Annotated in this window: 11 protein-coding genes and 1 tRNA gene; 1 reads left to right on the top strand and 11 read right to left on the bottom strand. The window is 69.0% G+C overall.

Annotated elements, in window-relative coordinates; genetic code table 11:
• Positions 1 to 51 precede the first annotated feature (51 nt).
• Positions 52 to 1794, top strand: coding sequence for a hypothetical protein (locus AOK17_RS51635; protein WP_206190747.1), 1743 nt, complete (start codon positions 52 to 54; stop codon positions 1792 to 1794).
• 75 nt (positions 1795 to 1869) lie between these two features.
• On the opposite strand, the gene yjfF is transcribed toward AOK17_RS51635, so the two are convergent.
• The 11 genes from yjfF to AOK17_RS13090 all read right to left on the bottom strand — a co-directional run bounded on the left by yjfF (position 1870) and on the right by AOK17_RS13090 (position 13415).
• Complete coding sequence (gene yjfF / locus AOK17_RS13140; protein ID WP_055612592.1) at positions 1870 to 2892, bottom strand: galactofuranose ABC transporter, permease protein YjfF; 1023 nt, start codon at positions 2890 to 2892, stop codon at positions 1870 to 1872.
• Entirely contained in the window at positions 2892 to 3983 is a 1092-nt protein-coding gene (locus AOK17_RS13135; RefSeq protein ID WP_055612591.1) for an ABC transporter permease, read from the bottom strand. The genes yjfF and AOK17_RS13135 overlap by 1 nt, the downstream gene beginning before the upstream one ends.
• Positions 3980 to 5518 (bottom strand): sugar ABC transporter ATP-binding protein, encoded by a 1539-nt coding sequence (locus AOK17_RS13130; RefSeq protein WP_055612590.1) that lies wholly within the window; start codon positions 5516 to 5518, stop codon positions 3980 to 3982. The genes AOK17_RS13135 and AOK17_RS13130 overlap by 4 nt, the downstream gene beginning before the upstream one ends.
• Positions 5519 to 5771: 253 nt before the next feature.
• On the bottom strand, positions 5772 to 6782 hold the full coding sequence (locus tag AOK17_RS13125; RefSeq protein ID WP_055612589.1) for an ABC transporter substrate-binding protein: 1011 nt from the start codon (positions 6780 to 6782) through the stop codon (positions 5772 to 5774).
• 156 nt (positions 6783 to 6938) lie between these two features.
• Entirely contained in the window at positions 6939 to 7985 is a 1047-nt protein-coding gene (locus tag AOK17_RS13120) for a LacI family DNA-binding transcriptional regulator (RefSeq protein ID WP_055612588.1), read from the bottom strand.
• Between the two features lie 561 nt (positions 7986 to 8546).
• Positions 8547 to 8620: transfer RNA gene (locus tag AOK17_RS13115), tRNA-Pro, on the bottom strand.
• A 90-nt stretch (positions 8621 to 8710) separates the two neighbouring features.
• Positions 8711 to 9589, bottom strand: coding sequence for a MurR/RpiR family transcriptional regulator (locus AOK17_RS13110; protein ID WP_055612634.1), 879 nt, complete (start codon positions 9587 to 9589; stop codon positions 8711 to 8713).
• A gap of 116 nt (positions 9590 to 9705) precedes the next feature.
• Positions 9706 to 10647 carry an ABC transporter substrate-binding protein gene (locus AOK17_RS13105; RefSeq protein ID WP_245697126.1) on the bottom strand — a complete coding sequence of 314 codons (942 nt, stop codon included), beginning with the start codon at positions 10645 to 10647 and terminating at the stop codon, positions 9706 to 9708.
• Positions 10648 to 10765: 118 nt separating this feature from the next.
• Positions 10766 to 11455 (bottom strand): ABC transporter permease, encoded by a 690-nt coding sequence (locus AOK17_RS13100; RefSeq protein WP_055612632.1) that lies wholly within the window; start codon positions 11453 to 11455, stop codon positions 10766 to 10768.
• Positions 11452 to 12117 (bottom strand): ABC transporter permease, encoded by a 666-nt coding sequence (locus AOK17_RS13095; protein ID WP_055612587.1) that lies wholly within the window; start codon positions 12115 to 12117, stop codon positions 11452 to 11454. Before AOK17_RS13095 ends, AOK17_RS13100 begins: the two co-directional genes overlap by 4 nt.
• On the bottom strand, positions 12114 to 13415 hold the full coding sequence (locus tag AOK17_RS13090) for an ABC transporter ATP-binding protein (RefSeq protein WP_079052986.1): 1302 nt from the start codon (positions 13413 to 13415) through the stop codon (positions 12114 to 12116). Before AOK17_RS13090 ends, AOK17_RS13095 begins: the two co-directional genes overlap by 4 nt.
• Positions 13416 to 13456: the final 41 nt, after the last annotated feature.

The following is a 13456-nucleotide window of genomic DNA, read 5'->3' as shown; positions in this document are numbered from 1 at the left end:
TGTCGACGATCACATGTGCGCGGTCCCCGGACCGCTGGGGGAAGGACTGCTGTGGCCAAGTTGCCGGGCGTGCTGGCGCTGCCTCGGATGCTCCGTCATTTCGCGACCACCGGTGAAGGGCTCCCCGAGGACGGCGCGGTGGAGGTGGACGCCCCGGACGACGCACTCCGCGCCGTACTCTCCGCCGCGAGGTCCGGGACCTGGGAGCCGGCCGCGGCCCTTCTGTCGGAGACTCGCTCCGCCGAGGACTGGTACCGGCGCGGCCAGTTCAGCGCCGGTCTCGCCGAACTCGCGTTGCACCACCACGGGTGGCTGGACGACTGGAACCGTGCAAGGCCGGGCGACCCCGATCTGGCCCTGGTACTGGCCGAGTTGGAGATCGACCGCGCCTGGGAGATCCGTACGGCGGCACGCGCGCGCCATGTGTCACAGGAGCAGTTCCACGCGTTCCGCACCCTCCTGAACGACGCCACGCCGGTCCTGCGGACGGCCGCCGACCTGAACCCGGGCGACCCCGTTCCCTGGCGGATCCTCATCGGCCATGCCATGGGCCTCGGCGCGCCCCGCGAGGTGTTCGACGAGTATCTGGCGCGGGGCAGGGACTGCGACCCGCACGACCTCGGCCTGCACACCCGTGCGGTGCAGTACCTGGCGCAGAAGTGGTACGGCTCGCATGCCGAGATGTTCGACTTCGCGGAGTCGGCCGCCGCCGCGGCTCCCAAGGGCTCGTTGCTGCGCGGTCTGCCCCTGCAGGCGGTCACCGAGTACGCGCTGGAGCACGAAGCGGGGATCGACCGGGGGCCGATCGCCTGGTCCCGTATCGAGGCCCTCGTCGAGGCGGGTCTCGAACTCTCCGCCGCGTACGGGCCGGGCGACCGGCGGGCCGCCGGGTTCCGCAACCATCTCGCCCTCGCGCTGATCCGCTGCGAGCGCCACCACGAGGCCCTGGAGGTCTTCCGGCTCATAGGCACCGACGCGCGCACCTTCCCCTGGGCGTACCTCGGCGACGCCCGTGAGATCTTCCTCCTGCTGCGCAAGGGGGTCCGCGTCCAAGTCTCCCGATCCACCCCGTACTTCGGCGGTTCCAGCCCCTCCCCGGTGGCCGAGGTCCCGTCGGAAACCTTGGATCCGGGCACGACCGCGACCGTCCCCACGGCCGCAGCCATGGCCCTGGCAGTCGTCCGTGCCCCGATGCGCGAGGTCCGCGAGGCGGTCCTGATCACCGGTACGACCATGCGCCTTGCCCCGGCACCTCGTGGCACCACCCTGGTCGAGACCGCGCCCTCGGCCGATCCGCCGGCCCGCCGCAAGGGCATGCGCAGGACTCTGCTGGGCGAGGGCGAACTGCCCAGGCTCGCCCGCGCGTTCAGCAGGGGTGAGACATGGCCGGTCCTCGTGGTGGCGAAGGAAGGAGCCGACTACACCCTCCGCCTGTACCGCGACGGCCGGGAGCTGACCGCCCACGCCTGGTGGACCGACCCGGCCGAGATGCCGACGCAGGAGGAAGCGGCGAAGCGGGCGGCGGCACTGGCGGCTTGCTACAGCGTGGCGGACCACCGGCCGCTCACCGCCGCCCTGCGCGGCACCGGCGCACCACTGCAGCAGGTCGGGGAGACGTTCACGTTGCTCGGACTGCCCCCGCTGCCCGCCGGTTTCGGCGATCGCCCCGAGCCGCTCGCGGACATGCGGGGCGCTCAGGTCGTGGCACGGCGTTCCCTCTTCGGCGCCATCAAGGAGACGCTGGCCTCGGACGACTCGGCCCAACGCGGCGGAGAACTGCCGCCGTTGTCCTGACTCGCCCGCCACGCACGCCTTTGGGCCCGCCCGAGTGTTTCCGGGCGGGCCCAAAGGCGAGGAACGGACGGTGGGTCAGGTCTTCCTGCGGCTCGTCATCGCCCGCTGGATCAGGATGAACGCGCACAGCAGCACGCCCGTCGCGATCTTCGTCCACCACGAGCTCAGTGTGCCCTCGAACTGGATGAGGCTCTTGATGAGGCCGAGGACGAGGACGCCGAAGAGGGTGCCGATCACGTAGCCGGAGCCGCCCGTGAGGAGCGTGCCGCCGATGACGACCGCGGCGATCGCGTCGAGCTCCATGCCGGTGGCGTGCAGGGGGTCGCCGGACTGGATGTAGAGGGTGAAGAGGAGTCCGGCGAGCGCCGAGCAGAAACCGCTCATCGTGTAGACGGCGATCTTGGTGCCGCCCTGCGGAAGGCCCATCAGCAGGGCCGACTGCTCGTTGCCGCCGATGGCGTACACCCGGCGTCCGAAGCGCGTGTAGTGCAGGACGTAGAACGCCGCGGCCAGTACCACCAGCGCCACGATGGCCCCGATGGAGAGGAAGGCCCCGCCCAGTGACACCTGTGTCTGGGCCATGCTGCTCACGGAGGCATCGCCGATGGAGATGGACTCCTTGCTGATGACCAGGCACAGGCCCCGGAAGAGGAAGAGGCCGGCGAGGGTCACGATGAAGGGCTGGATCTCGAAGTTCTGGATCACATAGCCCATGAGGAAGCCGCCGAAGGCTCCCACGGCGAGCGCCATGGGAATGACGACGACGATCGGCAGGCCCTGACGTTCCACCAGCCATGCCGTGAACATGGTCGTGAAGCCGATCACCGACCCCACCGACAGGTCGATACCGCCGGACAGGATGACGAACGTGGCGCCGACGGCGGCGACCAGCAGATAGCTGTTGTCGATGAACAGGTTCAGGAAGACCTGCGCTTCGGCGAACCCGTAGTTCTGGTACCGGCTCAGGCCGACGCCGTACATCACGAGGAAGAGGCCGGCCGTCACCAGGACGGGCAGCCGCCGGTCGCCGAGTACGCGCGCGGCCTTGCCGGTCGTGCGGCTGTCCGCCGCCGTCGGCCGCTGGGTGGTCGTGCTCATCACGACACCTCCATCTTGGGGGAGGCCTCGGCCGCCGGGGCGGTCTCCGCCGGTGCCGGTACCGCGGCCCGCTTGCCGCCGAACTTCGCGCCGAACACCTTGGCGCGGAACTTCGGCGACTGCATCAGGCAGACGATGATGACGACGGCGGCCTTGAAGACCAGGTTGGTCTGGGTCGGCACGCCGATGGTGTAGATCGTGGTGGTCAGGGTCTGGATGACGAGGGCGCCGACGACCGTGCCGCCGATGGAGAACCGGCCGCCGAGCAGTGACGTACCGCCGATGACCACGGCGAGGATCGCGTCGAGCTCGATCCACAGACCGGCGTTGTTGCCGTCCGCGGCCGAGGTGTTGGAGCTGATCATCAGGCCCGCGATTCCGGCGCACAGCGCGCAGAACACGTACACCATGATCTTGATCCGCATGGACCTGATGCCGACCAGGCGGCTGGCCTCGGCGTTGCCGCCGACGGACTCGACGAGCAGGCCGAGGGCCGTGCGGCGGGTGATTGCCACGGTGACGGCCACGACGGCGGCCACGATGAAGATGGAGAAGGGCAGCGTCAGCCAGTAGCCGCCGCCGATCAGCTTGTACGGCTCGCTGTTGACGGTGATGATCTGCCCGTCGGTGATGAGCTGGGCGACACCGCGGCCCGCGACCATGATGATCAGCGTGGCGATGATCGGCTGGATGCCCATCCTGGCGACCAGGAAGCCGTTCCAGAGGCCGCAGACGATGGCGGCGGCCAGTCCGATGCCCAGGGCCAGGAACACCCCGGACAGGGCGCTCTGGTCGGCCTGGTCGCTGATGTACGAACAGGTCAGGGCGCCCGTGATGGCGACCACGGCGCCGACGGAGAGGTCGATGCCTCCGGTGGCGATGACCAGGGTCATGCCGACCGCGACCAGGATGAGGGGCGAGCCGAACAGGACGATCGAGACGAGGCTGCCGTAGAGGTGGCCGTCCGTCATCTTGATCGCGAAGAAGTCGGGTGTGAAGGGAACGTTGACGAGCAGCAGGATGACCAGCACGGCGACCGGCCAGAACAGGTGATGGTGCGTCAGCGCTCGCCATCGGGGAGTGGTGGTCACTGGTGCTCTCCGCTCGCGATGGTCTCCAGGATCCGGGTGGTGGTGATCTCGGGCCCGTTGGCGAGCTGCGCCACCAGCTTGCGGTCGCGCAGCACTCCGATGGTGTGGCTGAGCCGCAGGACCTCCTCCAGCTCGGCCGCGATGTACAGCACGGCCATGCCCTCCTCGGAGAGCGAGACCACGAGCTTCTGGATCTCGGCCTTGGCGCCGATGTCGATGCCGCGCGTCGGCTCGTCCAGGATCAGCAGTTTCGGCTGGGTGATCAGCCAGCGGGCGAGCAGCACCTTCTGCTGGTTGCCGCCGCTGAGCTGGCCGACCCTGGCCTCGGGGTTGGCGGGCCTGATGTCCAGGGCCTTGATGTACTTGGCGACGAGTTCGTCGCGCTGGGCGACCGGGATGGGCCGGGTCCAGCCGCGGGTCGCCTGCAGGGCCAGGATGATGTTCTCGCGCACCGTCAGGTCCGGTACGAGGCCCTCGGTCTTGCGGTTCTCCGAGCAGAACGCGACGCCCGCGGCGATCGCGTCGTTCGGGGCGCTCATCGAGACCTGCTTGCCGCCGATGGTCAGCTTGCCGCTGTCGGGGTGGTCGGCGCCGAAGAGCAGCCGGGCGAGTTCGGTGCGGCCCGATCCGAGGAGTCCGGCGAGTCCGATGACCTCGCCCTTCTTGATCTCCAGGTCGAAGGGGGCGATGCCGCCGACGCGGCCGAGGCCGTCCGCCTTGAGCAGCAACTCCCCCACGTCTGAGTGGAGTTGCTGGTCGTGCAGCTCCTCCAGCTGGTCCAGGGCCTTGCCGATCATCAGCTGGACGAGGCCGACCTGGTCGAGGTCGCGGACCATGTGCTCGCCGACCAGGGTGCCGTTGCGCAGGACGGTCATCCGGTCGCAGACCTCGTAGATCTGGTCGAGGAAGTGCGACACGAAGAGGATCGCGACGCCCTCGTCCTTCAACCGCCGCATCAGGGCGAAGAGTTCGAGGACCTCGTCGCGGTCGAGGCTGGAGGTCGGCTCGTCGAGGATGAGCACCTTGGTGCCCGCCCCCTGGCCGTCGGCGTCTCCGGTGCCCACCGACCGTACGATCGCGACCAGTTGCTGCACGGCCAGCGGGTACGAGGACAGGGGCGCGGTGACGTCGATGTCGAGGCCGAGCCGGTCGACCAGCTCGGCGGCCTCACGACGCAGCCGCTTCCACTGGATGCGGCCGAAGCGGGTGGGTTCGCGTCCGATGAAGATGTTCTCCGCCACCGACAGGTTGGGGCAGAGGTTGACCTCCTGGTAGACCGTGCTGACGCCGGCCTGCTGCGCCTGCGACGGGCTGGCGAACCGTACGGTCGTGCCGCTCAGGGTGATGGTGCCGCCGTCCAGGGAGTGGACCCCGGTCAGCACCTTGATGAGGGTGGACTTGCCGGCGCCGTTCTCGCCGAGCAGTGCGTGGATCTCGCCGGGGAAAAGCCGGAAGTCGACACCCGACAGAGCCCGTACCCCCGGAAACTCTTTGACTATGCCCGTCATCTCCAGGACGGGCAGCGGCTCTGCCATGGCAGCGCTCCTCATGGATTTCGTTCAGTCCCGCAGGGAGCCCCCTGAGCCGAGGTCTTCGGCCGGACGGAGGCTCCCTGGCGGTGGGTGCGGTCGGTCAGTACGTGCGGGCCGACACCCGCGGATCCGTATGTGCGGATCGGTACGTGCGGACCGGCACCCGAGGGTCAGTACCTGCGAGTCGGTCACCCGCAGGTCAGTACCTGCGGGTCGGCACCCGAAGGTTCAGTACCTGCGGGTCGCCACCCGTAGGTCAGTACTTGCGGGTCGGGAGCGCGTCCTTGGCCTGCTCCTGCAGGAAGTCGCCCTCCTTGGTCTTGATCCGGCGCTCGACCGTCTCGCCGTCGTTGACCTTCTTCACGAGCTCCATCAGCTGGGGGCCCAGCAGCGGGTTGCACTCGACGATGCCGTTGATCTTGCCCTCGGACATCGCGACGAAGCCGTCCTTCACGCCGTCGACCGAGATGATCAGGATGTCCTTGCCGGCCTTCTTGCCGGCCGCCTCGATGGACTGGATGGCGCCGAGGGCCATGTCGTCGTTGTGCGCGTAGAGCACGTTGATGTCCGGGTTGGACTGCAGGAAGGCCGCCATGACCTGCTTGCCGCCGGCCCTGGTGAAGTCGCCGGTCTGGCTGACGACGATCTTCCAGTCGTCCTTGTGGTCGGCGTCCATGATTTCCTTGAAGCCCTTGGCGCGTTCGAGCGCGGGGGCGGCGCCGGTGGTGCCCTCCAGCTGGGCGATCTTCACCGCACCCTTGTGGCCGGCCTTCTCGAGAACCGTCTCCAGCATCTTGCCCGCGCGTCGGCCCTCGTCGGTGAAGTCGGAGCCTATGAAGGAGACGTACAGGGAGTCGTCGGACGTCTCGATCGAGCGGTCGGTGAGGATGACCGGGATCTTCGCGGTCTTGGCCTCCTTGAGCACCGCGTCCCAGCCGGTGACGACCACCGGCGAGAAGGCGATGACGTTCACCTTCTGCGCGATGTAGCTGCGGATCGCCGAGATCTGGTTCTCCTGCTTCTGCTGGGCGTCGGAGAACTTGAGGGTGTAACCGGCGTCCTTGGCCGCTGCCTTGACCGACTTGGTGTTGGCCGTGCGCCAGCCGCTCTCCGAACCGACCTGCGCGAAGCCGAGGGTGATCTTCTTGCCACCGCCGTTGCCGTCGGAGGAACTCGAGCCGCCCTCGTCCTCCTTGGCACAGGCCGCCAGGCCGCCCGCCGCCGCCACGCCGACCGCCGCGGTGAGGAAGTTCCTTCTGTTGAGCATGTGTCTTCTCCTTTGAAGAGCCGGTCCCTGGGGGACCTGCTGGTACGCCGTGCTACTCGCCGGGACAGGCTGCCCTCGTCCAGCCTGTCGATCATTGTTCGACATATCGGCCATACGGATGCGGTGAAAATCGGCCGTCATGTGCTGTGCGCGGTGTCAGGTGGGCGCTGCGCCCGGGTCCGCGGTGTACGGGAAAGTGCTTGCGCGGACCACGAGTTGGGGCTCGATGGCGAACCGGGGTGTCCCGGCCGGGTCACGGCCCTCGATCAGGTCCAGGAGCAGGGCGATGCTCCGTTTTCCCACCGCCGAGAAGTCCTGCCGGACGGTGGTGAGCGGTGGGGCGAAGAACTCCGACTCCGGTATGTCGTCGAAGCCGACCACCGCGACGTCCTGGGGAGTTCGCACGCCCGCTTCCCGGAGGGCCCGCAACACCCCCAGTGCCATCTGGTCGTTGGCGACGAAGACCGCGGTCAGCCCCCGGCCCACCCAGCCGGCCAGTTCCTGGCCCGCCCGGTAGCCCGACAGCGGACTCCAGTCCCCGCGCAGGGACATCGGCGGTTCGACACCGGCCTCTTCGAGGGTCGCCCGCCAGCCGGCGGCCCGGTCGGCCGCCTCCTGCCAGTCCTCGGGTCCGGCGAGGTGCCAGACCGTACGGTGGCCGGCGGCCAGCAGATGACCGGTGGCCAGCCGTGCGCCCATGTACTGGTCCACATTGACGCAGGGGATGCCCACGCCGGGTCCGCTGCCCACGGTCACCACCGGGAAGGGGTGGCGGAGTTCGGCGAGGGCCTCGACCGCCGACCGCTGCGGGGCGATGGCGACGACTCCCTCCACCCCGCCCTCACTGAGGTGGTCCAGGGCTTCGGACAGCGTCTCGACGGTCAGCTTGCGCAGGCTGACGGTGGAGACGAGGTAGCCCTCGGCACGCGCCGCCTCTTCGAGTGCGAAGAGGGTGCTGGCCGGTCCGTAGAGCGTCGTGTCGGAGGCGACGACACCCAGGGTCCGAGTGCGCCGGGTGACCAGGGCTCGTGCGGAGGAGTTGCGGCGGTAGCCCATTTCCTCGATCGCGTGCAGCACCCTGGCCCGAGTCTCGTCCCGCACGTTGGGGTGATCCCCCAGCACACGGGAAACAGTCTGGTGGGACACGCCCGCCAGTCGCGCGACATCGGCCATGGTGGGCGGCCGAAGCTGCGATTGTGCCATGGCCGCACCTCCTTGGCGGTCGTATACCGGAAGATTCCTGTGACACCCGTGGACGTCTCCGTGCGGTGGGGCCCGGCCCGCGACAACGGCAACCGGTCCGCCGGAGAGCCGGGTAACTCTCCGGGCGGGAGCTCCACGACCACGGCAGTTGCCACGGAGGCGAGTTGAGGCGTCGCGAACGCCATGTCGTACCTCCCTGGAACTCGGCCGGTGATTGCGGAGGTCATTGTGAGCGCTAACAATTCATGCCGGTCAAGGGTTCGAACAGCAGGAGGACGTCACGTTTGAGTAACGCGGCGGAAGCACGCGGTGTCGGGCCGGCGGCCCACAACACGGGTTCATGGCAAGGGGCTTGACGCGCTTCTGGCACGGCTCTATTTTCGGCACCGAAACTTCGAACCACGAACGAAATATCGGACGTTGATGATGACCGGTTCCAGCCAGAGGCACGCGCCTCTCCCCCGCCGATGCTGAGCATCGGGGCACAAGGCCCGCACGCGACAACACACGTACACGAAAAGGGCCCTCACAGGCTCTCGCCTGCGAAGACCCTTCGCTCTGTCGGGACGACAGGATTTGAACCTGCGACCCCTTGACCCCCAGTCAAGTGCGCTACCAAGCTGCGCCACGTCCCGATGCGCTTCGTCGCGGAGTTCCGCGTGAACACGCAGGTGAACCTTATCGTACGCGCCCGGTGACCGAGGCCGGTCCGGCGGCCGAGGCGGTCAGTCGACGAACAGGCCCCGCGCGGCTGCCCGTGCGTCGAACTCCTCCAGGCGGGCCTGGGCGTCGGGAAGGGCGTCGCACATGGCTTCCAGGAGGACCTGGCCGAGGAGCATGGGGGCGCTCACCGTGTCGAAGACCAGGTCGGTGCCGACGGCGGCCGGGAGGAGCAGGTCACTGTGGGCGGCCACCGGGGCGAAGGTGCCGTCGGCGATCGTCACCACGGTCAGGCCTGTCGCGCGGGCGTGGTCGAGGGCGTCGAGGAGTTCGGCCGGGTGGCGTGGCAGGGCGAAGCACATGAGAGCGCTCGCGCCGGCGTTCCTGGCCATGTCGATGCGGTCGGCGAGCCGTGAGCCTCCCTCGTCGAGGAGACGTACGTCCGGGTGGACCTTGGCCGCGAAGTAGGCGAAGCCGCGGGCCTGGGCCGCGGAGGCACGCAGTCCGAGCACCGGCAGCGGACGGGAGGCGGCGAGCAGCCGTCCTGCGCGTTCCACGGGCCCGGAATCGGCCAGCAGGGACGCGAGTTGGAGCAGGTGGTGGATCTCGGCGCGTACCGCCTGCTGGTACGGGTTGGCCGGCCGCGCGTCCACGGAAGGCCCGGCGGGTGCCACGTCCCGCAGGTGCTTGCGCAGGGCCGGGTAGCCGTCGAAGCCGAGGGCGACCGCGAAGCGGGTCACCGACGGCTGGCTCACGCCTGCCAGTTGGGCCAGTTCCACGCTCGACAGGAAGGGGGCGGCCGCGGTCTGCCGGACCAGACAGTGGGCGATGCGGCGCTGGGTGGGCGTCAGCCGTCGCCCCTCGAACAGCTGGTGCAGCCGCGCGGGCTCGACGGCCCCCTGGGGCGCGTCGACACCGACGCCGGCCCCATCCGTGTCGGTCACCTTGGTCCCCCTCCCTGTCGCGCGCGTACCGGACTCGTTGCCGGTCCTGCCTGACTCCCTGCCGGGCGTACCGGACCGTCCGCACAGGTTGCGGACGGTCCGGGCGACCGTCTGCGTCAGCCGGCGAGACCGGCGTTCGTCAGCCACTCCTTGGCGACGTCGGAGGCGTCCTCCTTGTCGTTGACGAGCTTCTTCATCATCTCCAGCAGGTCCTCGGTGGTGAGCTTGGCCGAGAGGGCGTTGAGCGCCGTCTTGGCCTTGTCGTTCACCGCGGACTTGTAGACGAGGGGTGTGACGTTCTGCGAGGAGAAGAGGTTCTTCGGGTCCTCCAGGACGACCAGCTTGTCCTCGACGATGGCGGGGTCGGTCGTGTACAGGTTGGCGGCCTGCACCTTGTTGTCCTTCAGCAGCTTCAGCAGGGTGCTCTGGGCGCCCGCGTCCAGCGGCTGGAACTTCCCGAACTCGACGCCGTAGACCGTCTTCAGACCGACACCGCCCTGGGTGCGGGTCTTGAACTCCGAGCCGGCTCCGATGGTCATGTCCTTCGCGACCGGCTTCAGGTCGGCCAGGGTCTTGAGCTTGTACTTGGCGGCGGTCTCGGAGGTGACCGTGACCGAGTCCTTGTCCTCGGCCGCGGCGGAGTCGAGTATCTCCACGGACTTCGGGAGCTTCGCCTTCAGCTCCGCGTTGATCTCCTCCGTGCTGGTGGCGGTGCTCTTCTTGTCGACCGCGACGGACAGCAGCGCGCCGTTGTACTCGGGGAAGACACCGATGCCGCCCTTGACCACCTGGTCGTAGTACACCTCGCGGGCACCGATGTCGAACTTGCGGGTCACTTTCAGGCCCTTGTCCTCCAGGGCCTGGGCGTAGATCTCGGCGAGGAGCTGGTTCTCGGGGAAGTTCGCCGAGCCGACGACGATGGATTTGCCGCCTCCACTGTCCCCGCTGCTGCCCGTCAGCGGGTTGTCGTCGCTGTCGTCGCCGCCTCCGCAGGCGGTCAGGGCGAACGTGGTGATGAGGCCGAACGCGGTGGCGCGGGCGATGGCTTTGGCATTCATGGGTGTTTCCTTTCTTGGGAGACCTCAGGAGCCCTCAGGAGCTCTCGGGGCCTTCAGGAGCGTGGGAGCCCCGGGAGCCCGGAAAATCGGGAACTCGGGAACTCGGGAACTCGGGACATCAGGACTTGGTCGCCGAAGGCTGCAGCCCCGGCGAGACGACGAGGCGCCGCAGCGCGGTGAAGACGGCCTGGACGACGAGCGCCAGCATGACGACGACGGCGGAGCCGCCGATGACCAGTTCGTAGTTGTTGCGGGCGAGTCCGTCGACGATGAACCGCCCCAGACCGCCGAGACCCGGGTACGCGGCGACGGTCGCCGTGGCCACGACCTGGATCGCGGCGACCCGCAGCCCGAGCAGGATCAGCGGCAGCGCCATCGGCACCTCGACCTTCAGCAGGACCTCCCAGCCGGTCATGCCCATCCCGCGCGCCGCGTCCCTGGTGTCGGGATCCACGCCTCGTACGCCCTCGAAGGTGTTGATGAGGATCGGCGGGACCGCCAGCGCGACCAGGGCGACCAGCACCGGCGTGGTGCTCAGTCCGGCGACCGTGACGACGAGGACGACCAGGCCGAAGGTGGGGATGGCCCGCGCGAGGTTCGCCACGCTCGCGACGGCGAACGCGCCCCGGCCGGTGTGCCCGACCAGCAGTCCGAAGGTCAGCCCGATCAGGGTGGCGAAAACCAGCGATATGCCGCTGTAGGTCAGGTGCTCCGAGAGCCGGTGGGGGATGCCGTCGTCACCGCTCCACTGCTGGGACGACGTCAGCCAGTCGCCCACGAGCTCGATCTGGTTCAGGAAGTCGTTCACGCCGTCGCCCCCTTGCCGCGCGCCCATGGTGTGAGCAGCCGCTGTGCCAGCACGAGCAGTGCGTCGGTGACGAGGGCCAGCAGCATGATCAGTACGGTCGCGGTGATGATCGGGGTGGGGAAGTCGAGCTGGAGCCCGCGGGTGATGTAGTAGCCGAGGCCGCCCTGTCCGATCAGCTGCCCCACGGCGACGAGGCTGATGGACGAGACGGCGGCGACCCGGACGCCGGCCACGACGACCGGTACGGCGATCGGCAGCTCGACCTGGACGACACGGCGTACCGTGCTGAAGCCCATGGCGGTGGCCGCCTGCCGTACCGGTTCGGGTACCGAGGCCAGTCCGTCCACGACGTTGGGTATGAGCACCGACAGCGTGTAGAGCGTCAGGGGGATCATGACCGTGCGTTCGGTCAGACCCGTGTAGCGGACGAAGATCATGAACAGGGCCAGCGACGGGATCGAGTACAGGACGTTGGCCGCGGTCAGGGTCGGCGGGTAGATCCAGCGCCAGCGGTGGCAGAGGATGCCGAGCGGTACGGAGATGATCAGTCCGAACAGCACCGGCAGAAGTCCGAGCCGCAGATGGACACCGGTGTAGTCGGCCAGCTCGCCGATGTGATCGCCGATCCAGTCCCAGCGTATGAGGGGTTCGCCGTCTCTCATCGCCCGTCACCGCCCGCGCCCGTGCCGTCGACGTCGTCACCGCTGCCGCCGTCCGTCTCACCCTTGACGACCGTCACCTTGGACACCGCGTCCTTGGCCGTCACCGCGTCGCCCGCCGTCGCCTCCTCGGCCGTGCCCTCTTCGACCGCCGCATCGCCGGGCGTCGGCTCCTCGGCCGTGCCCTCCTCGGCCGCCGCGTCGACGGCCGTCCCGTCCCCGGTCATCGCCGCCGACAGCTCGTACGCGTCCGCGACCCCCACCACCGCGCCCTGTGGGTCCACACCCACCGCGAGCCGCGACGGCGACAGCAGGGCCGCGTCGAGGGCGGCCCGGGCCGAGTCGCCGGCCAGGCTGAAGGTGTGGCCGAGCGGGGTCAGTGCGGCGTCCGCGAGCGTGCCGCCGGACGGCAGGTCGGCGACCGCGGCCCAGCCGAGGGGACGCCGGTCCCCGTCGACGACGAGCACCCAGGGTTCGTCCGCCGCCCGGGCCCGGGCCACCGGGGAGTCGGCCGGCAGGACCAGCCCGTCCCGCAGCGGCAGATCGGCGGCCTTGACGAAGGACAGGCGGCGGATGCCGCGGTCCTGGCCGACGAAATCGGCCACGAAGTCGTCGGCGGGATGCGCGAGCAGCCGCTCCGGGGTGTCGAACTGCGCGAGCTTGCCACCGGTGCGGAGCACCGCGATGTGGTCGCCGAGCTTGATCGCCTCGTCGATGTCATGGGTGACGAAGACGATCGTCTTGTGCAGTTCCTTCTGCAGCCGGATGAACTCCGCCTGCAGCTCCCCCCTGACGATGGGGTCGACCGCGCTGAACGGCTCGTCCATCAGCAGCACCGGCGGGTCCGCGCCCAGCGCCCTGGCCACCCCGACGCGCTGCTGCTGCCCGCCGGAGAGCTGGTACGGATAGCGCTTGGCCATGGAGGACGGCAGCCCCACGAGCTCCAGCAGCTCAGCCGCCCGCGAACGTGCCTTCTTCTTGCCCCAGCCGAGCAGCAGGGGCACGGTGGCTATGTTGTCCAGCACCGTGCGGTGCGGGAACAGCCCCGCGTGCTGGATCACATAGCCGATGCCCCGGCGCAGTTCCGGGGCGGCGATCTCCCGGATGTCCTGGCCGCGCAGGCTCACCGTGCCGGCCGTCGGCTCGACCATGCGGTTGACCATGCGCAGAGTCGTGGTCTTGCCGCAGCCGGAAGGGCCGACCAGGACCGTGATGCCGCCCTCCGCCAACTCCAGCGACAGCTCGTCCACGGCTGTCGTGCCGTTGGGATAGTTTTTGCTCACCGCGTCGAATCTGATCAAAGCTGCCCCTTACCCGACTGCATATGGTCATGCAGAGTTGT

It is taken from the genome of Streptomyces phaeochromogenes, assembly GCF_001418655.1.
Classification (GTDB): Bacteria; Actinomycetota; Actinomycetes; order Streptomycetales; family Streptomycetaceae; genus Streptomyces; species Streptomyces phaeochromogenes.
This window is presented reverse-complemented; position numbering and strand designations above follow the sequence as displayed.

Excerpts from the sequence above, each read along its gene's own strand:
- AOK17_RS13095 (WP_055612587.1), bottom strand. The coding sequence starts at position 12,117 with ATGAGAGACGGCGAACCCCTCATACGCTGGGACTGGATCGGCGATCAC.
- AOK17_RS13105 (WP_245697126.1), bottom strand. The coding sequence starts at position 10,647 with ATGAATGCCAAAGCCATCGCCCGCGCCACCGCGTTCGGCCTCATCACC.
- AOK17_RS13130 (WP_055612590.1), bottom strand. The coding sequence starts at position 5,518 with ATGGCAGAGCCGCTGCCCGTCCTGGAGATGACGGGCATAGTCAAAGAG.
- AOK17_RS13125 (WP_055612589.1), bottom strand. The coding sequence starts at position 6,782 with ATGCTCAACAGAAGGAACTTCCTCACCGCGGCGGTCGGCGTGGCGGCG.
- AOK17_RS13120 (WP_055612588.1), bottom strand. The coding sequence starts at position 7,985 with ATGGCACAATCGCAGCTTCGGCCGCCCACCATGGCCGATGTCGCGCGA.
- yjfF (WP_055612592.1), bottom strand. The coding sequence starts at position 2,892 with ATGAGCACGACCACCCAGCGGCCGACGGCGGCGGACAGCCGCACGACC.